Annotated in this window: 18 protein-coding genes; 14 read left to right on the top strand and 4 right to left on the bottom strand. The window is 37.1% G+C overall.

Going from position 1 to position 26,367, the window contains the following annotated elements; translation table 11 throughout:
- The first annotated feature begins 226 nt into the window (after positions 1-226).
- From AsAng_RS01830 to AsAng_RS01770, 13 genes are all read left to right on the top strand, one after another.
- Entirely contained in the window at positions 227-1,879 is a 1,653-nt protein-coding gene (locus AsAng_RS01830) for a hypothetical protein (RefSeq protein WP_264791066.1), read from the top strand.
- Positions 1,880-2,507: 628 nt separating this feature from the next.
- Complete coding sequence (gene pruA / locus AsAng_RS01825; protein ID WP_264791065.1) at positions 2,508-4,139, top strand: L-glutamate gamma-semialdehyde dehydrogenase; 1,632 nt, start codon at positions 2,508-2,510, stop codon at positions 4,137-4,139.
- 92 nt (positions 4,140-4,231) lie between these two features.
- On the top strand, positions 4,232-5,356 hold the full coding sequence (locus AsAng_RS01820; RefSeq protein WP_264791064.1) for a DUF262 domain-containing protein: 1,125 nt from the start codon (positions 4,232-4,234) through the stop codon (positions 5,354-5,356).
- The gene (locus AsAng_RS01815; protein WP_264791063.1) at positions 5,353-6,489 is read left to right on the top strand and encodes an AAA family ATPase; all 1,137 of its coding nucleotides are present in this window, start codon (positions 5,353-5,355) and stop codon (positions 6,487-6,489) included. Before AsAng_RS01820 ends, AsAng_RS01815 begins: the two co-directional genes overlap by 4 nt.
- Before the next feature lie 18 nt (positions 6,490-6,507).
- Positions 6,508-7,464 (top strand): hypothetical protein, encoded by a 957-nt coding sequence (locus AsAng_RS01810; RefSeq protein WP_264791062.1) that lies wholly within the window; start codon positions 6,508-6,510, stop codon positions 7,462-7,464.
- An 18-nt stretch (positions 7,465-7,482) separates the two neighbouring features.
- On the top strand, positions 7,483-8,211 hold the full coding sequence (dapB, locus tag AsAng_RS01805; protein WP_264791061.1) for a 4-hydroxy-tetrahydrodipicolinate reductase: 729 nt from the start codon (positions 7,483-7,485) through the stop codon (positions 8,209-8,211).
- Positions 8,212-8,405: 194 nt separating this feature from the next.
- A complete protein-coding gene (locus AsAng_RS01800; RefSeq protein ID WP_264791060.1) occupies positions 8,406-8,984 on the top strand; it encodes a DUF2585 family protein in 579 nt (192 codons plus the stop codon).
- Positions 8,985-9,347: 363 nt separating this feature from the next.
- The gene (locus tag AsAng_RS01795) at positions 9,348-10,871 is read left to right on the top strand and encodes a S53 family peptidase (RefSeq protein WP_264791059.1); all 1,524 of its coding nucleotides are present in this window, start codon (positions 9,348-9,350) and stop codon (positions 10,869-10,871) included.
- Between the two features lie 71 nt (positions 10,872-10,942).
- On the top strand, positions 10,943-11,431 hold the full coding sequence (locus AsAng_RS01790) for a hypothetical protein (protein WP_264791058.1): 489 nt from the start codon (positions 10,943-10,945) through the stop codon (positions 11,429-11,431).
- 91 nt (positions 11,432-11,522) lie between these two features.
- Complete coding sequence (locus AsAng_RS01785; RefSeq protein ID WP_264791057.1) at positions 11,523-12,929, top strand: hypothetical protein; 1,407 nt, start codon at positions 11,523-11,525, stop codon at positions 12,927-12,929.
- A gap of 131 nt (positions 12,930-13,060) precedes the next feature.
- Entirely contained in the window at positions 13,061-14,173 is a 1,113-nt protein-coding gene (locus tag AsAng_RS01780; RefSeq protein ID WP_264791056.1) for a phosphotransferase family protein, read from the top strand.
- On the top strand, positions 14,154-15,191 hold the full coding sequence (locus AsAng_RS01775; protein WP_264791055.1) for a T3SS effector HopA1 family protein: 1,038 nt from the start codon (positions 14,154-14,156) through the stop codon (positions 15,189-15,191). The genes AsAng_RS01780 and AsAng_RS01775 overlap by 20 nt, the downstream gene beginning before the upstream one ends.
- Positions 15,192-15,201: 10 nt before the next feature.
- Positions 15,202-16,488: a lanthionine synthetase LanC family protein gene (locus AsAng_RS01770; RefSeq protein ID WP_264791054.1), complete on the top strand. Its 1,287-nt coding sequence runs from the start codon at positions 15,202-15,204 to the stop codon at positions 16,486-16,488.
- Between the two features lie 70 nt (positions 16,489-16,558).
- On the opposite strand, the gene AsAng_RS01765 is transcribed toward AsAng_RS01770, so the two are convergent.
- The 4 genes from AsAng_RS01765 to AsAng_RS01750 form a co-directional block, all read right to left on the bottom strand.
- Positions 16,559-17,608, bottom strand: coding sequence for an FISUMP domain-containing protein (locus AsAng_RS01765; protein WP_264791053.1), 1,050 nt, complete (start codon positions 17,606-17,608; stop codon positions 16,559-16,561).
- A gap of 344 nt (positions 17,609-17,952) precedes the next feature.
- Positions 17,953-18,381 carry a hypothetical protein gene (locus AsAng_RS01760; RefSeq protein ID WP_264791052.1) on the bottom strand — a complete coding sequence of 143 codons (429 nt, stop codon included), beginning with the start codon at positions 18,379-18,381 and terminating at the stop codon, positions 17,953-17,955.
- 119 nt (positions 18,382-18,500) lie between these two features.
- On the bottom strand, positions 18,501-24,035 hold the full coding sequence (locus AsAng_RS01755; protein WP_264791051.1) for an alpha-2-macroglobulin family protein: 5,535 nt from the start codon (positions 24,033-24,035) through the stop codon (positions 18,501-18,503).
- A 173-nt stretch (positions 24,036-24,208) separates the two neighbouring features.
- Complete coding sequence (locus tag AsAng_RS01750; RefSeq protein ID WP_264791050.1) at positions 24,209-24,616, bottom strand: hypothetical protein; 408 nt, start codon at positions 24,614-24,616, stop codon at positions 24,209-24,211.
- A 605-nt stretch (positions 24,617-25,221) separates the two neighbouring features.
- Between AsAng_RS01750 and AsAng_RS01745 the strand changes: the two genes are divergently transcribed.
- Positions 25,222-26,148 carry a PorT family protein gene (locus tag AsAng_RS01745; protein WP_264791049.1) on the top strand — a complete coding sequence of 309 codons (927 nt, stop codon included), beginning with the start codon at positions 25,222-25,224 and terminating at the stop codon, positions 26,146-26,148.
- Positions 26,149-26,367 lie beyond the last annotated feature (219 nt).

Here is a 26,367-nt window from a genome sequence, read left to right as displayed (position 1 = left end):
GTTTAATTGGTATTTCGCCCTCTTAAAACCTCTAGTATTTGCAGATAGCAAAAAATACGTTAATTCCTCCTCAACATTCACGATTAAATAGCTTTCTTACTGCCTAAAATTATAATAGAATTATTGTACATTTGCAGCCAATTTTTAACACTATGAATATTGATCGTTAAAATTGCAATAGCATCCGTCAATATTTTTTTATTTATACAACTAAACCTTTTTATTAATGAGAATACTCATGTTTTTGATTGGTATACTTATACCAACAATTTTCTATGCCCAATTAACTGAAATTAAATACAGTAGAGCTTTCAAAACTGGGGCGTTTATCCACACTACGTCTTATCACACTGCATCAGAAAATGTTATTGCTCCAATAATGAAACGATTGCACCGTGTAGATATTCGTGGGCTCGAAAAAACACGTATAGATTTAGAATGTATGGAGGATGTTGGCTGCGCATTGACAATGACTCCCTATTTTTTCTTACATGTACAAGATAAAGTATTTTATATTTTCACAGGAAGAAAAGGTCCCAGTAAAAAAGAAAGAAAGAAAAAACCTCACGGTCTAATGGCCCAAGAAATAGATCCTGCTTCTGGCAAATGCATTGGAGAGGCTAAAATTTTAGCTACAATCAAAGAAGGGTTTACAATAAAGAGCAGAATTTTCGTAGAAAATGACCACGATGGTAATCCCAACAAAATCATACTTACCATACACAAAAAACCTGATCATAGGGATGATGCGCTAAACAATGAAGCTTTTGATGTTCATATTTTTAATAACAAATTAGAATTATTGAAACAAGGGATTATTAGAATGCCTCATACGGAACAAAAAATGGACAATGGTGACTTTTTTGTAGATAAGGATAACAATCTTTTTCTATTGGCGCAGGTACGTGAAGATGGAAAAGTAGATGACTATAGAAAAGAAGGCAAAGATTATTTTATTAATTTTCATTATGAATTACTAAAACTTAATCTAGAAAATAGTTCTGTACAAATCATTAAAATAGAACTAGAAAATAAAAAGATTACGATTGATGCCCCTTTTATAAAAAATAAGCAAACCAGTCCTTATCATCTTAATAAATTAATACATGCTACCGAAAACAAACTATTATTTAATCCTCCTCATGTAGGTAATGATGGGCTTATAAGACTTGCTGGCTTTTATAGTGATCCCAAAACAGGTACTGGTGTTTTCGTTTTTACGATCAATCCTCGTACTATGGAAGTGATACAAAAATGGCATACGCTCCCCGAATCATTACTTAATCGTTATGAAAAAAAAGGCATAGAACTCAAGGAAAATGAAGAAAACCTTATTAGCCTAAAAGAAATAAGAATTCTTGAGGATAACAGCGTTCTTATCATTGGCGAAAAATTATATCATAAATGGAAAAAATTTACTGTCAACAATGAACCATCAGATATTTATGATTTCCAAGATTTATTTATTGCAAAAATAGATGCCAATGGCGAACTATTATGGACCAATAGAATTCCTAAACGTGGAGGCTATTTTGAAGTGAATGGATCGGTAAATTCAAACGTACTCAATACCGAACACTTGATGATAGATGAAAATACAGCTTATTTTTTTGGAATCGATAATTCTGCTAATTTAAACATTGAGGAGGATAAAATTCCCTATAAATATAGTGTAGGTAGCCATGCTTATGTAATATTCAAAATAGACTTAAAAGATGGAGGTTTTGAAAAAGGAGTAGTCCTTAGACCCAAAAAGAAAGATGGGAAGATTATTTCTAGAATTATAAGCGTTTATCCTGTTTCTAAAGATGAAATTGTTTTAATGCGTAATACTTACGATGGCACTAATACGCTCATTAAAGTAACCATCAATGAATAATTATTTTAATTTTCTATGTATAGGACAAGCTATAAAATGAAGTGCTCACGAGCAAAGCGAACTATAAGTATGAACGAAGTGAACGATGTAAGCTTGTAGCCAAAGCTACAAAGGCAAAGCCCGCTCATGAGGAACGAACTAAGCGTAGCGACCTCACGAACGAAGTGAGCTAATAGCTAAACAGATAAAGAACACTTGTAAAGTAGCGTTTAAACTAAAACCTATATTCTGATCTTAGATACTAGACCGCTTTGTTTTTAGATTTTAGACCCTATAACAGCTTAGTAGGGTCTAAAATCTAAAAATAGCTCGACTAAACCCTTATTTCATTTAAAAAAATTGTTTTGTCCTGTACTCAATTAATTTTATTAAAAAAAATTAATAAACAGCCTCAGATTGTAGCTTTGAACAGTTGAAAATGGTAGTAACGCCATTTTCAACTATTTATACCTCCATCTTCTGGCTTAGCTACCACTCTGCAACCCATACTCCCCTGTACACTTCAAATCAAAGCAACAATTCCCCCTTTTAGCAATTCAAAACCAATAAGAATTTTTGAATTCTCCTTCCATTTCTTACCTTTGACCTTCTTCTATAGTATATATTATAATATTAAAACAACAACGCTATGGCTAATGCATTTTTTAAGGTGCCGACACCTAATAACGAACCGGTAAAAAGCTATGCTCCAGGAAGCAAAGAAAGAGCAGAATTAAAAGCACAATTGGCTGTCTACAAGGCAACTCAAACCGATGTGCCAATGATTATAAATGGAAAGGAAGTGCATACAGACAACAAGGTTGCCATGCACCCTCCTCACGAAAAGAAACATATCTTAGGACATTATAGCAAAGGAAACGCTACTCATGTAGAAGCTGCAATTGACGCTGCTTTGGCTGCCAAAGAAGCATGGGAAAATACAGCATGGGAACATCGTGCCGCTATTTTCTTAAAAGCAGCAGAATTGTTGGCGGGTCCTTATCGTGCCAAATTAAATGCATCAACCATGTTGGCTCAATCTAAGAATGCATTTCAAGCAGAGATTGATGCGGCTTGCGAATTGATTGACTTTTTCCGTTACAATGTACAATACATGACTCAATTGTACACAGAACAACCAGACTCAAATCCTGGTATGTGGAACCGCTTAGAGCATCGTCCACTAGAAGGCTTTGTTTTTGCCATCACTCCTTTTAACTTTACGTCTATTTGTGCGAACCTATGCGCTGCTCCTGCAATGATGGGGAATGTAGTCGTTTGGAAACCAGCAGAAACACAAATTTATTCTGCTAAAGTTATCATGGATCTATTCAAAGATGCAGGTTTGCCAGATGGTGTTATTAATCTAGTTTTGGCAGATGGTCCTGCTACTGGTGATGTCATCTTCAACCACAAAGAGTTTGCAGGTTTACATTTCACGGGTTCTACTGGTGTTTTCCAAAACTTATGGAGAACCATTGGTAATAACATCAGCAAGTACAATGCTTATCCTCGTATTGTAGGTGAAACAGGTGGAAAAGATTATGTAATTGCACACCCAACTGCCAATGCCAATGAAGTAGCTACAGCTCTATCTCGTGGTGCTTTTGAATATCAAGGACAAAAATGTTCTGCTGCTTCTCGTGCTTATATCCCACAAAGTATGTGGCCTGCTGTCAAAGATAGCTTACAAAAGGATTTGGCTAGCATGAAAATGGGATCTGTTGAAGATTTTTCTAACTTTATCAATGCTGTTATTAGCGAAACTGCTTTTGATAAAATCAGCGCTTATATTGATCGTGCTGTTGCAGATGAAGGAGTTGAAGTTGTAGCAGGTGGTACTTATGACAAGTCAGAAGGCTATTTTATTGCTCCTACTGTACTTAGAGTAGATGATCCTAAATATACCACTATGTGTGAGGAACTCTTCGGACCAGTACTGACCATTTATGTTTATGAAGATGACAAATTTGAAGAAACAATTGACATCCTAGATGGTTCTTCTCCTTATGCCCTAACAGGTGCTTTGTTTGCTGTTGATCGTCAAGTAATCGAAAAAGCAGCACATAGATTGCGCCATACTGCTGGTAATTTCTACATCAATGACAAACCTACGGGCGCTGTTGTTGGTCAACAACCTTTTGGTGGTGGTCGTGCTTCTGGAACCAATGATAAAGCAGGTTCTATCTTAAATTTATTGCGTTGGGTTTCTCCTCGCACGATTAAAGAAACATTTGTACCTCCAACAGATTATCGTTATCCTTTCTTGGATGAGGCTTAAAGAACAATTAATAACTATATTATATAGGGAATATGAATCATATTCCCTATTTTAGTTTATAAATTACTATTCTCTATTCAAACTGTTAGGAATTGAAACAGAAACAAACAATAGGATTTGATAAAGATGAGGAAAAGGATTTGTTTAAAGAAATGACAGATTTAACAACTCCTTTTGATCCTACTAAGATAGACATTCAGGCAAAACAAACAACTATGGACGCTTTCATCAAACGTCTACAGTATGAAGAAATAGACTTAAAACCTGAATTTCAACGATCTATAGGTCTGTGGTCAAAAAAAACACAAAGTAGATTAATCGAATCGTTGCTTATTCGTTTTCCTCTACCAGCCTTTTATTTTGATGCTTCAGATGATAATTCTTGGAAGGTAGTAGATGGAGTTCAACGACTATCTACAATTAAAGCCTTTGTCATAGACAAAACACTAGAATTAGATGAATTAGAATTTCTAAAAGAATACAACAAATCATCATATGATGATTTGCCTAGAATACTGCAACGTAGAATAGATGAAGCACAAGTTACAGCATACTTAATAAAACGCGATACTCCTCCTAATGTAAAATATAGTCTTTTTCATAGAATTAATACTGGCAATACTCCATTAAAACCTCAAGAAATTAGACACGCCTTAAGTCAAGGTGTTCATTCTGGTCAAGCATCAGAATATTTAAAACAGATTACACAAGAATCTCTTTTTAAAAAAGTTGTTCGTGTTTCTAATAAACGAATGTCAGATAGAGAGTTAGTGCTTAGATACATTGCTTTAAAACTAGAACCTTATACTAACTATAGAGCTCCAATGATTACATTCCTCAATAATGCAATGGAAACACTTGGTAAGGCTCCTAAAGTTCAATTAGAAAGGTTAAAAAAAGAACTTTTAGAAGCTCTAGAGCTTGCAAAAGATATTTTTGGTGAAGATACTTTTATTAAACTCTCTAAACAAACAAATAAAAAACATAAATCAATTAATCGAGCTTTATTTGAGGTTATTACTGTCTTATTCTCAAATTTATCTCACGCTCAAAAAGATCATTTAAAGCAACAAAAGGTCTCATTTTTAAAAGACTATATAGCATTGTTTGAAAAAAATGATTTCCATGGATCAATTACATATTCCACAGGACATAAAACGAGTGTTACCAAAAGATTTGAAACCATAAATAGTATAATTCAAAAACATACAAAATGATTTCTAATATATACATTAAGAATTATAAGATACTTGATGAAGTAGACTTGCCCTTAAGCAATCTTAATTTAATTACGGGTAAAAACAGTGTTGGTAAATCTTCTTTAATTCAAGTACTTCTATTATTAAGACAATCATTTGAACAGAATACATTATTAGAAAATGGTCTTAGGCTAACAGGGGATTATATTAATGTTGGAAAAGGTAAAGATATTCTAACTTATGGAACTACAGAGGACCTTTTTCATTTTGCACTGTCTTGGGAAAATGGAGATCAATTAAATGTTCTATATAATTATATAAGCAACTCTGACTTGCAAAAAGGAAAACCTCATAAAAATCAAGGTAGTAATCTGAGCACTCAACAATTACGCACTAAATCTTTATTTAATAAAAACTTTACTTATTTAGCAGCAGAAAGAGTAGCCCCTGATCAAACTCATCGTGTATCTGATTATTATATTAATACACTAAATAGTATTGGTATAAAAGGAGAATACACAACACATTTTTTAGCACAAAATGAAACTAAACCAATAAAAAATAAAGCACTATTGTATCCTAAAAGTGTAAATGACGAATTACTTAGTCAAGTAAATCTCTGGATGTCTGAAATTTGTGAAGGTATCAAAATAAGTGCCAATATAATAGAGGAAATTGATTATGCTGTTTTAGCTTATGAGTTTAAAACAAAAGAAGGATATACAGATAAATTTAAACCTCAAAATGTAGGCTTTGGTTTAACCTATGTTTTACCTGTAATTACAGCCATTTTAGCATCAAGCCCTAATGATATTATACTTATTGAAAATCCAGAATCTCATCTAGCCCCAGCAGGGCAAAGTGCTCTAGGAAAACTTCTTAGTTTAGCAGCCCAATCTGGTGTCCAGTTGTTTATAGAAACACATAGTGATCATATACTAAATGGTATTCGAGTTGCTGTGCACAAACAACAATTGACAAAAGAAAATGTTTCCATATTCTATTTCTCAAAAGATGAATCTCTTGAAAAACATTCTATTGATATTATTACTCCCTTTTTAGATTCTAATGGTCGACTAGATGAGTGGCCTAAAGGTTTTTTTGACGAATGGGAAAATAAATTAGATGAACTCTTAGACAGCCCCACTTAACTGATAAAATACCTACACATGGAATATTTTATTTTGAATGACCATTCTCTTCCATTTGAACAAGAAGAAAATATAGATCAAGCTCTCAAACTTTTCTTTGATATCTATAAAAAAGCCACTAAAGTAAACTTCAAAACTATTCGAATTACCAATAGTTTAGATTCTGGTTGGTATTCTATTCCTATTGGGTGTAACACTTATATAAGAACTTGGATTGAACAACAAGATCAAGAATATAAAGGAAGAATTAAGGCACTAATTGCATCTACTCAAAGTCCTATTCTTTCAATAGAAGAAATAGAAGTAGAACGAGCGCAACTATCTGATTTCTTCTATCAACAAATCTCTGTTCCTTCGTTAGGAGCTTGCTATCTATTAAACCAACTTGCCTTAAGTTTTTACTCCAATCCCAAATGGGATTCACCTTCTTTCTTAATAGATCATCATGAACTCAAAAATGGAGACTCTGAAATAGAGCACTCCTTAAAAAATGTAAATAATGTAACAACAGTAGCTCACTGGGAGCATCATTATTCATTAATCGAACAGGTAAAAATCCAAAATCTTCAACAAAGCAAAACTTTCTTAAATGATTTTGAAACCCTTTTCGAACATATTCAATTAGTCACAACAGTTAAAAAAAAGCTAATAAAAGGTGAATTCTCTCCTGTTTTCCATCAACGGATATGGGACTCCATTACTTCATTGAATGACTATATCATAGATTGCTTAGATAAAAATATTCCACCAAACTACACTGATCTCATAGATTTTACACAATTAAATATTTCCGACGAAAGTGATAGCGTTAAAAATAATGATAAATTGAGTCGCCATCGTTTGTTCCGATATAATGGAGAATCTTATTTCTTTGGTTATCATATAAAAAATTTTCCTTCTAGTCAGCGAATGCACTTTCTTATTCTAGAAAATAAAATCGTCATCGGCTATGTAGGTAAACACCTCCCTACTTAATAAATAATTAATAAATTAATGAAAATAGCAATGATTGGCTATGGCAAAATGGGACGTACCATTGAGCGCTTAGCAAACGAACAAGGTCATGAAGTTGTACTCAAAATTAATGCAGACAACTTAGAAACATTTACAGCTGAGAACCTAAAGCAAGCAGATGTTGCCATTGAATTTTCTCAACCTGAAGTGGCCTATTCTAATATTATGACCTGCCTAAAAGCTGGCTTGCCTGTTGTATCGGGCACAACAGCTTGGTTGGATCAATATCAAGAAGTAAGCGACTGGTGCAAAACCAATAATGGTGCTTTCTTTTATGCTTCTAACTTTAGTATTGGGGTAAATATCTTTTTTGAACTAAATAAGCATTTGGCTCAAATTATGAGTACTCACCAAGAATATCAAGTCGAAATGGAAGAAATCCATCATACCCAAAAACTTGATGCTCCTAGTGGAACTGCGGTCACATTAGCGGAGGGTATTCTTGAAAAAATTGACAGCCTCCAAGGTTATCAACTACAAGAAGAAAATAAAAAAATTGCTAATAATTGTATTCCAATCACGGCAAAACGTATTGGCAATACTCCTGGCACGCATGTTATTCAATATCATTCTGCTATTGATGAATTAGAAATCAAACATACAGCAAAAGGGCGAGAAGGTTTTGCTTCTGGGGCGATTCTTGCCGCTCAATGGTTGATTGATAAAAAAGGCGTTTTTGGTATGAATGACTTATTACAGTTGAGCTAATTTTCTACTGCGCATGGTCTGAATAAGCATTACTTCTATCGAGGTAATGCTTATTTTTTTTATAAACATTTCATTTTATATAACTTAAGTGCCGTTTTTATTCAAAAATGTAATAATTTACTAGATATCTTTTTCAAATCTATGATTTGATTTTTTTCATTCTTTGACAGCCCCATCCTTAACTCCACACTCTCATGTCTCAACAAAAAAATTCCCCCATCGCTTACTGTGCACTTTTCTTCCTAATCATTGGTACGGCATTCATTTTACAATTTCAGGGTAGAAATTGGTTGGCTGCTAATGGCAATTTTTATTTTTGGATAGGTGATGCTTGGAGCGACCAAAACTCGCAGCATTGGACAGACCCATATAGTTTTTCTCATTTACTACATGGCATTTTGTTTTTTGGAATATTATATCCGTTGGCGTCCAAAATCTCTTGGATATGGCGATTTAATATTGCTGTACTATTGGAAGCCATCTGGGAAATTGCAGAAAACTCAGCTACTATTATTGAACGTTATAGAGATGCAGGTGCTTTAGGTTATACAGGAGATAGTATTGTTAACTCTATGGGCGATTTATTCTATTGTGGTTTAGGTTTTATTGTAGCCCATTATCTAGGCTTTGCCAAATCGGTTATGCTGTTCATTCTAGTAGAAATTGGGCTAATTTTGACCATTCGAGATAGTTTAATTATTAATGTTATTATGTTAGTGTATCCTTTAGATAGCATCAGAGAATGGCAAGCTGTAATGACTACTAGTTTATAAATTTTGAATACAACATAAAGTAATACGCTGCTAATTATCTACGTGGTCTCTAGCAGAGTAATGGATAAAGATTATTAAGAGCAGATCTTTCTTAAACCCTCCAAGTACTTATAAAATAGTACTTGGAGGGTATTTTTTTTAGATCAACACCTTCTCTTCTTTTAAAAAATAAACAAAACACAAATACATAACAAACTCAACAACAAATAAGTATAAATACCTACATATTAAAAACAAGTATAAATACCTACTAAAATAACATATTAAAACATCATCTTTGTGTTGCAAAAAATAGAGATTGATTCTATTGGATAAAATTAATTAATTGAACCATCCCACTTAACTCAAAAAATATTAAATCCAATGTTGAACAGCACCATTGAAGTCCGATTTTATTCCCCTCCCGCATCCCATTCCGAAAACGAGCAAAAACAATTAAATGATCTACTAAGCCAACACCCAAAAAATCGAAATTACATTAGCTTTTCGGAATATCAAAAGCGTTTTTCTATCCCCAAAGATGAAGTAAATAACTTACTTAAATTTGCTGCTCAAAAAGAAATCAAAGCTGAATTTAACCCTCTAAAAAGAGAAGTAGTGCTTCACGCAACTGCTAACCTCTTCCAATCTATTGAGGACAAAAGAGATTCTGTAACTTCTGAGACACTAAATGTACTCAATAACTTGGGCGACCTAACATTTGATACAACTAAGGCTATTCCTGAAACAGAAGTTGATTCCGATACCAAAAAACCACACCGTGGTTTTATCAAACAACACTTTGAACAACGCCCAACCTCTTCTAAAATAGATAAAACAATAAGTGCAACAACAAGCTATTCTCCACTAGATTTTATACAAGCCTATAACTTTCCAGAAGGAGATGGAAAAGGGCAAACCATTGGTCTTATCGAACTAGGGGGCACCTTTACCCATCAAGATATGACACAATTTTTTCAGGGGCTCGGCTTGGAAGTCCCAACCATTGAAGTCGTTGGCGCTCCTTCAAAAGTACCCGCCAATGAAAATGTAGAAGTAACTTCTGACATCCAAATTGCAGGGGCTCTTGCTCCCAAGGCAAAACTTGTTATTTACTATGGTAAAAGCATTATCGAAGCAGTAAAAACAGCACTTAGCGACACTAAAAACAACCCTACTATTTTATCCATTAGTTGGGCAGGTTCTGAGTTCAATTATAGTGAAACTGAGCTTCAAGAACTAAATAGTGCTTTTTATGAAGCAGCGTTACGAGGAATTACAGTAATTGCAGCTTCTGGCGATCACGGTGCTTACAATGGCTTGCAATATCCCAATGTCAATGTACCAACAAACAATCCATTTGTTTTGGGCTGTGGAGGAACAACCATTCAGATACAAAATGGGCAGCTAACTCAAAATAGGGTTTGGTACGAACAGGTATCCAATACCATGGTTGGAACAGGCGGAGGCTATAGCCGCAGAATACCAATACCAGCCTATCAGCAAACGGCTTCCAACCTTTACCTAAGTCGTCATCCACAATATGTAGGGTACAATCCCACCAATGGTCGAGCAATCCCCGACATAGCGGCTAACGCAGCAATGGCTTCGGCTTATAAGATTGTATTTAATGGTGCCTGGATGCCAATGGGAGGCACTAGTCTATCAACCCCACTTTGGGCAGCTCTCATTGCCCGATTAAACCAATCCTTAGGCTATCAATTAGGATTTATTAATAACCTACTATACCAACTAGAAAATAGCAATGCTTTTATACAAGCTCCCCAAGGCAACAATGGCTTGTATATAGCAGCCTATGGATGGGATCCTTGTACTGGTTTAGGCTCTCCCAATGGAAAAGCATTGCTTCAAGCCATTCAACAATTAGAAACAACGACTGAAGAATAAATAAAACACGCTTTAGAGCTACGCCCCCTTCATTTTACGCCCCTATATTCTTTAATTAAAATTAAAACACAATGGCAACAAAAAATCAATTTCCCGTAGATGATTTAGTCAAAAACCTTCTTACAGAAGAAAACAAAGTTCCAACAGATATGATCCTATTTTCTGGCTTTGTAGGAAAAGGACCATCGGAAGATACCATTACTGTCTATTTAGATACCCTTCTACGCCAAACCATAGAAATCGCCAAAGAGGATATATTACATACCGTTAAATTAACCAAAACCAATAGCCCACTTGGAGGCACGCTTATTTGGTTAAATAATGCCACTAAATACATTTATAACAATACCTCTATTTCTTCTTATGAACAAAACTTGGCTCAACACTACTTTGGAGGAACCGTTTATCAACAATACGCTACCCAAGCTCAAGGAGCCAATACCGCAACTCATCAGCAAGCAGCCTGTTGCCCACAACATCAACAACAAGCATTTACGGTAAAATGTCCACAAACCCAAGTACCAATTTGCCCTAATCCATCTGCTGAAAAAGAACAATAGTTTTCCCAATAGGAACTCCTGAGAGAAGAACCTATTTATGCTATCTCTAAAAAATATATCTATTTTTTTAATCATCTTAATTTAAAACATCATGTTCACACAATTTATCTGCCCTCCTCCAACAGGAGTATGGCCAGTATGTAACCAAGGTGGTCATGCGCAGGCACAAACGATTCTGCCCACGATGCCAACAGGTTGCTTATGTCCAACGATTGCTCCAGTAACAACATGTCCACAAGGTGGGGCTCAGGCGCAAACTTTTCCACCAGTTACGGTTGGTCTAGGTTGTCCACAAACGGTTACTTGTACTCCTAATCAAGGTGGCGCACAAGCTCAAACCATTCCGACCATTCCATTATGCCCAACAATTACCATTTCACCAATAACATGTGCACAAGGTGGAGCACAAGCGCAAACCCTTACTGGCGTATCTCCTGTTTGTGCGCAAGGTGGGGCGCAAGCACGGACTTTTCCACCACCAACTATGACTCCTTATCTATGCCCTCCAACCTCTCTCTGTAATCAAGGTGGAGCGCAAGCACAAACTTTTCCACCAGTTACAGCAGGTCTAGGTTGTCCACAAACGGTAGCTTGTCCTCCTAATCAAGGCGGCGCACAGGCTCAAACGATGCCTACCATTGTAGTATGCCCAACAATTACTATTTCACCGATAACATGTGTGCAAGGTGGAGCACAGGCGCAAACGATTCCTACGATTCCTGTCTGTCCAACAATTACCATTTGCCCACAGGGTGAAGCGCAGGCACAAACTTTTCCTCCTTTAACGGCTTTAGGTTGTCCGCAAACGGTTGCCTGTCCTCCTAATCAAGATGGAGCACAAGCACAAACCCTTACTGGCGTATCTCCTATTTGTGCACAAGGTGGAGCGCAGGCTCAAGCAATCCCTGTAACAGTTGCCGCAGGTTGCCCTCAAACAATCGCTTGCCCTCCTCAAACGATAGGTTGCCCAACCTCTTTGCTTGGTTGTAATACTGCTGTATTGAACTGCCCAACGACACCAATTGGCTGTCATACTGCTGTTCAAAATTGTCCAACCTCTTTGATTGGTTGCCAAACGGCGATTAAAAACTGTCCAACTGCTCCTTTGCTTTGCAACACGGCTGTATGTCCTACTCAGCCAATTGGCTGTCACACCGCTGTTCAAAACTGTCCAACCTCTTTGATCGGTTGTCATACAGCAGTTAAAAACTGTCCGACTTCATTGATTTGTAAGCAAGATGGTGGAGCACAAGCACAAACGATTACCGTCACAGCTTTAGGTTGTTTTCCAACAGTAGTAAATTGTAATCAGGCTGGTGCGCAAGCACAAACCTTTCCACCTGTAACAGCTTTGGGGTGCCCACAAACCGTTGCCTGTCCTCCTAATCAAGGAGCAGCACAAGCACAAGCAATCCCTACAATTCCAGTAGTTGGATGTATTCCTGAAACTACACCAGGTGTAAATTGCCCAATTACAGGAATTCCTTTTGTTTGTTAAAAGCGGGATCAACTATTTAGGCTACAATCTAATTTATCAGATTGTTTTTCAGGTCTACTCTTAAAAACAGGTACTGTGTAAAGCAGTACCTGTTTACCTACTCCAATCACCTTAAGAAATATAATATAACGATGCGATTAACAGAAAAGAATATCCACCACTACTTATTAGACAAAGGTTACTTGAATGTACAACTGTTTATGGAAGGAGATTATACGTTGGAACATCACAGAAGTAGAAATTCTATTTTTAGGGTGTATCAAGAAGCAGGTACTCCCCTTTTTGTCAAACAATTGGTAGATATTAATACAGAAAATGCTTATTTGATGCAAAAAGATGCAACAGCTCATCATCTGATCCATCACTGTGATGTTTATCTAAAAGCAAGAAAATTTATCCCTAACTTTATAGGTTATGACCCTAGTAATCAGGTTTTGGTGACAGAGCTATTTCCCACTGCCAAAAATTTATATGAAGTCATTTTAGAACATCAAACATTCTCCACCAGTTATGCAAAAAAAATAGCAGAAATACTGCATTCTTTTCATCATCCTATCCAAGAAGAACTCAACCATAATTCGTCACTTCAATTTTTTAATCAGCAACTCCCTTGGATTATTAATGTTGGAGAACCTCAATTTATGGCTCGTCATGAGACAAATCCTGTTATAAAAACAATTTTGGAACATCAAGACTTAGTTCACAACCTAGACCGTTTACGCTTAGAATGGAAGATTACAAGCCTGATTCATGGCGATGTAAAATGGGTAAATTTTGTCTTGGTTGGTCAAGAAGAAAAAAAAGAAGAAGCCTTAAAACTCATTGATTGGGAAATTGCTAATGTTGGTGATCCACTTTGGGACGTAGCTGGAGTTTTTCAATCTTATTTATCCTCTTGGGTTTATAGTTATAACAATGGAAGTTTACAACATCACAAATTTTCAGGACAAGAGTATATTTCTATTCCCTCCATCCAATCTGGAATTCAAGCATTTTGGAAAAATTACGCCCAACTAAAAGCCTATTCTGACCAAGAAGAACAACTTGCCTTGAATCAAGTTACTCGGATGACAGCCGCCCGTTTATTGCAAACTGCTTTTGAAAGCAATGTGCAGCATCCTCAATTACTGCCCAATACCGCACGAATTATTCAACTTTGCCAACATCTATTTAATCAGCCAGAGCAAATCATTTCCGACTTATTTGGTCTAAATTCTACTTCTTATGAAAAAGCAGCAAAATAATATTTTTGAGCAGCAAATTATGACAATTGTCAAACGGCTAAAGGTCACCTCCAATCATTCATTTACAGTTGATGAAAAGCCTTTTGAAGTATATAACAAACACCCCTACACCCAAGCAGGCTACGACCTAGGTAGTTTTGGCAGCAACCAACATTATACCTCAAAAGAACAACGTTCCCGTTTGTTGAATGCCATCACAAACCAATTGTATGGCAAATTTTATTGTGATAACGCTGCAAGCCAACATCAACTCCCTCCTATTACAGAACGAGAACATTTTATGAATCAATTGTCAGCAGCCAATTGCTCCTCGGATGGATTAGATATGAATTGGAAAATCTATGCCGTTGATCAAAAAGGACAGGCTTTTGCTCAAAAAAATGGCGTTCTGCGCCACTTAATCCCCAATACTTATAAATATGCAACTCCTCAACAAACACAAGCTGTCGTAAATCAATATGTCCACTTTTACCGACAAAAAGAAAATAAAAAAGCACAAGCTGTCTTCTATTATGTTTATGGCAATGAGTACCTCAGTCACGAAGGAAGCCTAGCTAGAATTTATTGGCACATCAAGCCCGAAGGTGCAGCAAAGTTGGTTTCAGAAATCACCAACAATTTCAATTTTTACAACATCCCATTTAATTTTAAATGCCTCAATCATAAAGCGCTTTATACTCGATCTGATAGTGCCGTATTGTACCTTGATAAAAAACACCTTGCACTGACCAAAATGATGTTGCCTCATCTTATAAAAAATATGGACGGCTACCTCAATGATTCGGTTCCTTTATTTACACAAAAATTAGGAAAAGGCGTTTCCTTTGCAGAAGACCCTGGCAATGGTCAAAGTTTTGGGATGAGTAGAGTTCAAGTTATCTCTGAAGCCTTAATTGAGGGGTTTCAAAAAAAAATAACCAATCCTGAAAAGCTTACCAACTTTGTTTTAAACTATATGGAATCGATGGGAATGAGTCGAAAATATATGTATAGAAATCCCCGTTTGCAAACCACTTAATTAATAGACCATGACTTCAAATAAAGAGATTTTTTTTCAAACTGCTTATTCCATTGCCAAACACCTAGCCAAGGAAGCAATTTGGTACAACAACACCTGCAATTGGACGGGGCATCAGGTAGATGCTATTAATGGATCTTTCAAAGTTGTTACGACTTCTTTTTCCGCAGATCCCTACAATGGTTTATCGGGAATTGCTACTTTTTTGTCTATGATTGTTTCTAAAACCAATGATCCTATTCTCACTTGGACCTTGGAAGGAACCGTTAATAATGTCATCCAAATACTCCAAAAAGAAAATAAACTGGGGAATTATGGCGTTTACGCTGGAAAATTGGGGGCTGCTTATCATCTTTGGAAAATTGGAAGGCAGCAAAACCGCCCTGAATGGTCTAATTTGGGGCTAAAAATCATTGCTGCATTAGCTCCTATAGCCTTGACAGACCATGAAATAGATATTATCAGTGGAGCAGCTGGAGCGATTCCTGTCTTGCTAGAATTGCACCAAGAAGAGGAACAAGATGTTTTCTTGGAAATGGCAAAAAAATGTGGCGATTTTTTGATCGAAAAAGCACAAAAAGACGATCAATGGTGGTATTGGTTAACCATTCCAACTACCCCCTATGGCCTTACAGGGTATTCACATGGTGCAGCAGGGATTGCTTTAGGGCTACTTGAATTAGGCGTGTATACGCAAGAGGATCGCTATCTTCAAGCTGCAACAATGGGCTTTAATTATGAACAGCAATGGTTTGATGCCCCTCAAGCTAATTGGCCAGATTTAAGAGAATACAAAGGGCAGGGACCAACCAGTTGTAGTAGCATTTGGTGTCATGGCGCTCCAGGTATTGCGCTGTCTAGGCTTCGTGCTTATGAGCTGACCCAAAATGAATCGTATAAACAAGCTGCTCAAATTGCACTAAAAACAACTTACCAAAGTGTTTTGGATATGCTAAATGGCAAATCAGGTCTTCTTAATTTTTCAATCTGCCACGGAATAGCAGGCAACTCAGATATTTTGCTAAGTGGTGCCGAAGTATTTGACGATCCTAATTATAGGTCTTTAGCGGAGTATGTTGGACAATTCGGCAACACACAATTTGGGCAAACAGGCATTCCATGGCCGAGCGGTGTTAATGACCCTTCTGGGCTATTAAACGGCCAAACTGAAACGCCAGGCTTGATGCTGGGCTTGGCAGGTACAGGTTATTTCTTTTTGAGACTGGCGTTTCCTAAGGAATTTAAAAGTGCCTTACTTGCTGCTACTACCAAAAAAAACAGTGCTGCATTGGCTTAAAACAATTGAAAAATTAATCAATCGGTACCAATGTTTTTGGTACCGATTGACTGCTATAAAAGCAAACGAATTACTGCAACTTTACCACCTTAAAACGTTCTTTTCCTTCCGTAGTTGTTACTTCTACAAAATAAATTCCTTCAGGTTGATTCAATTCCAACTGATGGCTATCGCCTTGTACGTTTTCTGCCTCGTAAACCAATTGCCCACTTACAGAAAATACCTGAACAAATACCTCTCCTGTTTCTTCTTTTAAGTCAATCGTAATGCGTCCAGTAGTCGGATTAGGATAAACCTCTATTTCGCTAACGTTTGATGGAGCTACCTTAGAAACAGCTACCACTGTATTATTAGAGACACATCTACAAGAATACTTATTGTGTGTCTTCAAGTTTAATGATCTGCGAACCGTGCTATTAGAAAGATACAATGACCTTCCCCATGCCCAAGAACTATTACTCCCTGTTGTAGAAGTCCAATAATAAGCTCCATCTCCATGGCTCCCATATCCTATTGCTCCTGAAGATGATATAACACCATAATACCCATTAGGTTCTACATTAAATCCAGAGCTATTGGTACCAGCCCCAGAAGGCCAATGATTGACAGATTTAAGGCTCGGTGCATGGCTCCCTCTATTCCCTGTCTGCGTTGCATCAGAAGCATTCAACCCTACAGCAATTTCAAGGTCATTCCATTCGGCATCAGTAGGAACGTGCCAACCATAAGGACAAGCTCCCCTTGCGCCACTGGAGGTATAGTTGTTCATTACTTCACTCCAATGATATAGCCTTCCACTACCTGGTGCAAGTTGAGAATTAGGTCTAGAACCAGGTGTATTATAATTTAAATCTTCAGCAAACCAGCATTTATTTCCGATTTGTACAACAGCATACGATTCATTGTCTCTTGAATCTAAGATAGAAGAAGGACAAGTACTATTAGAAGTAGTATTGTAGGTCTGATAATTTTTATTCACGTCTTCTATATGTTCTAGCAATTCACTAGAACTAGATTCCATAGTTAGTTTTTCATCGTTAAAATCTTGTGCTGTTGCTTGAGAATGAATTGCAAAAATGGCGATTAATGATAGTGCTGAAAATTTAAGTCTTGTTTTCATTTTTCATGTATTTTTTGTTTTAGAAATAATTATAATCCTGTTGTTTTATGAACAACTGGCAATCAAAATTACGCCTAATTTAAAAATTACATTCATTCTAAAAGGTTGGATGTACAGGGGGACATTTTTAGGGTACAGCCGAGCTATTTAGGTGTACCATTGGATTATGTATGGAGCAAGTCTTGTTTCTAAAAGAGATTATATCGGTAAGTAATTCGACAATATTATTCCTTTATTGCTACTCAAAAAATATCCCCTGAAAGGGCGGTCGTTCTAATCTGTTTCTATTGAGAGGGAGTAAACGTAACCCAGATTCGTATCCTAGGGAAGAAAAAGCAGCCAACTCAATCCCCCAATAAATCAATAATAGTAGGAATTAACGATTGATAATCTTCGGCTACAATTTGGCGAACATCCTCCACAGAATGTTCATCTTTTACGGCTAAGAACTCTGCTAGACCATCTATAATTTCTAGTCGTTCCTTATTAAAGAAACTCACCATTCTAGAAGCTGTTGCAGCAGTTCCCATATAAGGCACATAGCCCTCTATATATTCGTATTCGATCCAAACATTGGCAATTCTAACGCTGCAATAAAAATCATTAGGATTGGCATAATTTCGTTGGTAGTCCATTGGTTTTAGACTGGCTAAAGCTTGATTTAAAGTTAGCCCCAGATGGTTGACCATCATATACACCCCAATATAAGTATTCTCCCCCTGCCCTGACTCAATGAGCGTCTGTATTTTTGCTTGAATTTCTTCCTTTATCATCTCACTAGGAGCAATTTTTTGTTGTCCATTTGACCATTCTTCAATTTGGAAACTTGAAGATTTACTTTTGCCTTCAAATTTCCAAATTGTCGAATTAGACGTTGAAACAGCCTTATCAATTATTTTTTTGCTCGTTTATTAACCTCAACCCACTGTCCTCGTTTTCGAGCCTGAATGGTCTTATCATACATCGCTTCTACTGCCAAAGCTGGCAAATAATAGCGTCCCAAATAACTTGCATTGAGCAATACATTAAACGTTTTGCTTTTGCCTTTTTTCAAGTCAAAGAACGTGTACACTCGATCATCTCGAATATCGACATATTCTGCCTTGTCCCCTCCTGTTGTTGCTCCTGTCAAGCGAGTGTTGTGAATTTCCCAACCAGAAGGAAAAATTTGATGAATGGCCAATTCATTATAATCGATGTTTCCTGTGTTTTTAACAGTCACTTGGGCTTTAAAGTCTGTTCCTTGTGCAATCAGGGTAGGATCTAATTTTTCTCCTGCCATATCCATGTATACAACAGTTAAGTCCAGTCCCTTTGCCGTTTCCGTTTCGTCCATAGCAGCAGGAATACCATCTGAAATTAGACGGGTAAAAAGAACGGCACCACTTGTATTTTTAAAGCTTACTTCAGTCGCCTGATTCCCTTTTAATTCTAATTGCCAAATTGGTTTATTGCTGTTCACTTTTTGCCAACTGCCATCTGCCAAACGATATTCGAAGGTAACCTTTCTACTCACACCTCCTTCTCCTACAAATTTTGCCATTGCCACCAAAGCCTGTGCTGTTTCTTGTGTATTCAGCCAATTATCAGAAGCCAATTTATCAGAAATAGTCTTTACAATATCATTGGCATTGTTGCGCAAATTCATAATGCTCAAAGCTTGCAAAATCAAAGCTTGATCTCGAAATTGAGAACCAAACGTACTCGCAGCATTGCTTCCTTTATAGGGCAAAGCCGTTAAAACAGCTTTGGTAGCAATCGTTTTTGCGACCTCTTTTTGCCCCGCCATGTGGTAAGCTGCCGCCAAATACCAACGAGCAGCCACGGCTTCCGCCTTAGACTGTTTTAGTCGCATTCTATTCATAGAGCCCAAATCAGGCTTGCCTGCCAATGCTAATAAAAACAAACGATAAGCCTGCGTCAAATCATCACTCACTGTTCCTTTTGCTGTCCATTTTTGAGCCGTACTTGTTTGGAAAGCAATCCAAGCTTTCATAAACTCATCGGTTACGGTATACCCCGCTTTTTTAGCCTCAATCATAAAATGTCCTGCATAATTGGTAGCCCACAAATCATCCGCTTGTCCTGGCCAATAAGCCATTGCACCACTTGGGTTCTGATAACGATATAAACGCTTGATACCCGCTTTTATATTCGTTGTAATTTTTTCTTTTTTCTGTTCAGGCAAATCCATCAAAGCCGTTAGATACACTTGAGGAAAAACAGAAGAAGTTGTTTGTTCCACACAACCATAAGGATAGCGAATCAAATATTTAAGTCGCTTGCCCAAATTCATAGGCGGAATAGAAGAAACCTCCATTACGCCATGGTTGGTTCCCATCATACCTATTGGTTTGTAGGTTTGTTTCCAAGACTGTTTGTCCTCTAAGGTCTGATGCGCTACTAAGGTTTCTCTTGGGTTGGCATTTCTGACGATTACATCTGTCTCATAGGTAGCCGATTCCTTTCCACTAGAAACTGTAATTTTGATGTGCCCAGCTCCTACTCTATATCGTGTGAGCAATTCAAAATAGGTTAAGTCATTTCCTGGTTCTTTAAACGTCACATTGCCTGTCTTTTTTCCTGCAACATCAATAAGCCCAGAGGTCTCGACCTTAACATCAACATTTTTAATATTCTCTTTCATAGCAAATACCGTCACAGGCAGCTTAAAGCTTTCTCCCACGCCCAAAACTCTAGGCACCGTTCCTAAAACCATCAAAGGTTGACGGACAGGAATTGCTTTTTCCGTAGAACCATAGGCACCATCATTAGCAGCAACCACCATAGCACGCACAGAACCAACATAGTTGGGCATGGTAAATTTATGATTGGCGGTTTCTCCTTCCTTTAGATAAAAAGGTCCTAAATAGATAACTACGGGCTTAAAACGATCTGGTTTTTTACGAGCTCGATCAGCAGCAGCACCATCCCCTCCAATACTCAACAAGCTTTTCACATCACCGCCAAAGGCTCCTAATACATCATTGTACATATCCCAAGTCTTGACTCCCAGTGCTTCCCTTTTGTAAAAGGTATTCCAAGGAGATGGCGTTTTAAAACGTGTTAAATCCAGCAAACCTTCATCTACAATAGCAATCGTATAAGCCATTGGTCCTCCTTTGCGTTCTTTTACTGACATAGCAAACTCTTGCCCAGGTCGCAATTCGTCAGGAATTACCATTTCAGGCTCTAAATGCGTACTTGGATCTTCTACTTTGAGCGGAATAGCTCCATACATACGAATCGGTAAATCATTTTTAGTTTGGGCATGTGGTTGTAACAAGGAAACAGAAGCATAAGCATTGGGAGCCATTGCGGCTGTTGCTTTGAATTTGAATTGAGTAGCTCCTTTTTGGGTTTCTACCCAATGCGCTTCAACGATTTTTGTTCCATTTTCAATAGAAACCAAAGCTCGTCCAGCCTGTCCTGTTGGGATATTAAGTGTAATTTCATCCCCCACCTTATATTTTTTGGCATCTGCTGTAAAATTCAAGGCAGTAGCCCCACCTGGATCATTTTCGGTAGAACGTCCTGCCCAGCCTGGCCAATCAATGTAGAATACTTTTCCTGTGCTATGCCCTGTTTTTCCATTCGACACACGTACCAAATAACGCCCCCAGTTTGGGTATTTTACTTCCATTTGCCAAGTTGCCTTACCATTTTTGGTAGAAACTTTACCAGAAGTCACCTCAGTACCATAAACCTTGCCTCGGTAACTAGATACCTCATCTCTATTTTTATCAAACCACCACTTCCATTCTAATTTATAAAGTTTTACCTCTAATTCTGCCTCATCGACCAATTCACCATCTTTATCCAAGGCAACAATTTCAATGTCGTGTTTGACATCTGTTAACAACATATTTCTAGCCTCGTCTCCTTTGGGAATCCGAACCCCTACATACGTTTTGTATGGATGATAAGGCATTGAAAACTGGCTAATACTAAAATCCCCACCTGGTTCAAAAACTTTCATACGAAAATTTGCTTTGAGCATTCCTGGCCCTTGGCGATTTGCTGCAATCGTTGTTTTTACAGTAGCCTTTCCATTTTCATCGAGTTTATCTTCAAAAATTACTTTATCCTCAGGAGAAAATTCACGTGCAGGATCGTGAAAAGCATATTCGCTATATTTTACAAATTTTGTTTTTCCTTCTGATAAGGTGACCTCAACCTTTGCCTTTAAGTTTTTGGCAACAGCACCATGCAACCAAGTAGATGTTAATCGTCCTTCAAGGGATTTATTCTCAACAGAAAGTTCTTTTACTCCAAAATCCAAATCCATTTTCAAGCGATTGGGCTTGATAGCCTCCACTTTAATGTTTTTGCTAAACTTAGCCCCTCCTACACGAACCGTCGCCAAATAATTACCCGTTGGCGCTTCTTCATCGGTTTGGCACGTAAAATTATAAATGCCATTGACGCCTTTTGTGCTTGTTTTTTTAACTACAATAGATCCTCTAGAATCTTTTAGTGTAAAGACGACTGGATGATTGGCGGGTAATGTTTTGTCTTTGTCTTCTAAGATAAAATTCAAGAATAATTCATCGCCAGGTCTCCAAACACCACGTTCTCCATAAATAAACCCTTTTAATCCTTTGTGGTAGGTGCTTCCAGCTACATCAAAACGACTCATTGACAAAGCAGAACCATCGTCCAAGCGCAAATAACCTCTTTGGTCACCCAATTTAGCAATTAGGAAAAAAGGCTTTTTTGCCAAAGAAGGGCTTGCCATTCCTTCCTTATCCGTTTTGGCCGTTCCGATTAGTTCTTGATGATAATCGTAAAACTCTAACTCCACACTTTTGAGAGGTTCTGTTGTCTGCAAATTATTAACAACAAACAAACTTCCATTATCTCCTTGCTTGGCAATAATTCCTAGGTCTGATGCCAAAATATTCCGTTTGGCCACCAAATTAGGTCGATAGTAATAACGGCTACAAGGATTGTTTAAATCACCATAATCGTAGTCATCGTCATAATTATCCCAATAACTACTGCTGTAATTCGGGCTGTCCCAATTTTTGGGCAAATCCATCATATCAATTGCTTCATAATGCCCTTCTTCCGCATCTGAAGCCTCACAAGGATATAAAGAATAAGACTGGCTAAACCCAAGTGCAATCTCATAAACGGCTCCTAGCTCTGGCGTAATTAAATCTGCCAAATCAAGAGAATGATTGGTCCATTCAGATAGATTTAAGCCTTTGGTTTTGTCCAAGGCAATCTTCTTTTCTAAAACAACCGTTCCTACTCTTTTTAATTCACTATCCCCATCAATTCGGTTGACTTGGAAGAATTGTTTGATATTTTTTTCTTTGACTTTTATAACCCGAACATCAACTGCATTTAGGTTAACGGTCTTAAAAACAACAGGCATCTTCTTAGACTTAGGAATAATGTTCCCCTTGCCCAACCACTCTACTTTAGGTTTGGTATCCGAAAAAGTAATGGTTTCTGTCAAAGGGCTCCCCAGTTTTTTGCCGAAGGTGCTTTTTATTTCTCCAGAAATTTTGAGTTGCTTTTTGCCCAATAAATTGCCATCTGTAAACAACTTAATTTTGTTTTCTTCAATCGCATATTTTATGTTTTTACCTGCCAACTGAACAAGCCCTTCTAAATTTTGCTCGGTATCCAACAAATCCGAAAACTCTAAAATAATGTGTTGTTCTGGGCTGTTATAACGATAGGTATTGGTATGCATAAAATCCCCTTCAGGAGGGATGTTAAAAGAATATTCTCCAATTGTTTTAGAATTAAGCGGTTTTCCATTCCACTTCCAAGTAATAGGATAAGCTTTGGCTTTTTGTTGAACATTTTCAATAGAAAAACGATGCTTTTTCCCATTTTGGTGCTTCCAATTAATTTTAAGAGGGCGATCACCATCATAGGCTGTTAGGACTTTTTCGATTCCTTCTACATCTTCCACATCGTGTGTTGTTAGTTCCCCTTCCAACTCCATCCATGTGTTATTTTTATCTTTAGTTACAGTGCTTGCCAATGGGCTCACATTGATAAACTGATCTTTTGCCTTAAACTGAAAGGTAAAATTTGCTAAATCAGATGAAAGATTAGGTAATAGCTTCGACAAATTGAGCTGAGCAGTATAAATCTGACCTGAGGTTAAATCTCCTTTAGGTATAAATTCTATCGTCTGTTTATCACTCCACACCGCTTCTCCCTCTAAGACTGGCTCAAATGAAAAAGGATTGGGATAAATAGGAGCATTAACCGTAGTGGTAAGCTCGTTTTGAAAAACGACACGAATGGTTGATTTTTTAGAAATTTCTCCACTGGTAAAGGCAGACAAATACTCGTCGTAGGCTTGATTATATGCTACTTTGGTAGGGGTGTATTCTGTGGTGCATGCTCCAAACACAAAGGCAAGAGCAAAGAATAAACCGCTTAATTTAGTTGTGTTCATAAAATTATAATTAAGGATTCTATAATATTTTTAGGACTCTAAACCTCTATTTTAATGGCTCTTTGATAAACTTTTAACAGCTTATAGCCCGCTCACTACTTCAAAAGATAATCTTTTTCTTTCAGTATTCCACAAAACTTGTTACTGAACCATTCTAATTATAGGTCTGAAAGTTATACACTTCGTTTGGTATCCTCTAATATTTTTGTCAAGGTAGGCTTTTCTTTTTCCATATCTATCTGGTACTTACGTTGCTCTATCATACATTTATCACAGCGTAAAATCAAGGTTAATGCCCCTTCTGGAGACCATTGGTAATCATAAGTCAACGGACTCCTATTATCCTCAGGCAATAGGATATTACCAATAGGATAAGTAATAGAACTTCCCTTCTTCTGAAAATATACTAAAATCTCAGGAGCTTGATGCATAATTCGTTCCTTTTGATAAAGCATAATCTGATAATCTAAATTGGGGGCATCGATCTCCCCCCACAGTTGGCGATCATCATCGTAGGAAATTAGAAGCACAAAACCACCTATTAAAATTAAGAGTAGATATGGTAGTAGTCCTGTTTTCATAGTACAGTAGATTTGGACATAAATTTTTTGATTACTTATCGTTCGCTGCCTTTCTGTGACCACTTATGAATAACGTTTATCAATAATTGTTCTTTGCAGCAACCCCGTTCTATTTTTCGTTTATACTTCCTTATCACAAGATACACCAAAGCAACCAAAATATATGGCATTTGGACACTCATTTGAGTATTTGGTAGTTCTATTGATTAGTTGGTTATAAGAATAAAACTTAGTACATTTGGACTGTTTAAGTCAAATAGCCCCCAAAACTATTAAAACACAACACACTCTGTTTATTACTTCGTAGAAAATTGCATTAGGTTGATTATTACATGAGCTAGCAAAGCTAGGTTATTGGTAAAACTAGTCTTCAAAGCTCAAAGCATTAAAACACTGGTAATCAAACCTAACACAAAACAATCTTTTGTCCTTTTTGCTCAAAAAGCAAAAACCACATAAACGCAGTGGTCCCAGCTTGGTGCAATGCACCAACAGGGTTGCATGAGCTAACCAACAAGGCTGCCAGCAGCGTAGCTACCACGTAGTAGCAGTGTAGCTAATCTGCGAAGTATTACTACTCAGAGTAACAGAAAAGATTACATCCTATGCAAAATTTACTTATTTTATTCCTAGTTATAGCATTAGGCTATAGCACAACCGCACAAGAAGGGCTAAAGATTGGGGTTCATTTTACCCCTGGTATTTCAATGGCTTTAAATAAAGAAGATGCCAACAAAGGAGAAACGCTAGATTTAGCCACAACATTTGCTTACAACACTGGTTTTTTAATTGGTTATGGAATTACAGAAATCTTTAGCATCTCAACAGGCGTTCAGTATCAACGGCATAAAGCTACATTTACCCATAAACGAGCGCTTCTATCTACCAACTTAACAGATCCTAATTTTGGAAAAGAGGCAATTCGTGAAACCAGTTATATAAGAGTTCCCCTGTTGTTAGAAATCAGTACTGATCCTAATCGAAGTATAGGCTTTTTTGCTCGTTTGGGACCTCATTTTGATTTTTTAGCCACGGCTACTTATAAAGATACTCGTTTAGATGGTTTTAGTCAATATGATGCCAACAAAGGGATTGATCTAAGACAATCGATTACTTTATATCAAAAAAATGATGCTACAAGCGGAATACTTAGTTTGGGAAGAAAGGGAAAAATTTACAATGATTTTGTTCCTGGTATAACCGTAGAATTAGGTACTCAAATCCGCATCAATGATTTTTTAAAAGTGACCTTACTGATGCATTTGGAGGGATCTTCCAACCCTGAAGGAGAAGGAGCTACCAGTCTTGCCCATAACCTAAACCGAGGAGATTATTTAGTGAGTGCGAATTCTATATCCAACCCCAATGATGCCGCACGAGATCAGTTAAAAGCCAATGATGAGGAAACTCCTTTTGATGCCATTTTCCCAAATTATTTGGACAGTAGCGATCCTTTTAGCACTTTTCGAAACCCTACGTGGAATGTAATGATGGGGCTTCAAATTGGAATTATTTACACCTACCGTCCCTAATAAATCGCTGATTACAATTAACATTACTCTGCTAGGAAATTCTCTCCATTGGCTTTTTTATATTTTTTGTTAACTGTCTTATGAGCATAGCGAACTAAAAAAACTAAAAAAGCAGCAGAGTATTAAGCTAAATGTTAAGGTCTAAAAAAAAATAAAGTGATAATTTGAATCCTCAAAAATCTTGCTAACTTTGGAAGGTTTAATCAAGCTATTTTAAAA

Origin of the sequence: Aureispira anguillae (assembly GCF_026000115.1) — a bacterium.
Classification (GTDB): domain Bacteria; phylum Bacteroidota; class Bacteroidia; order Chitinophagales; family Saprospiraceae; genus Aureispira; species Aureispira anguillae.
This window is presented reverse-complemented; position numbering and strand designations above follow the sequence as displayed.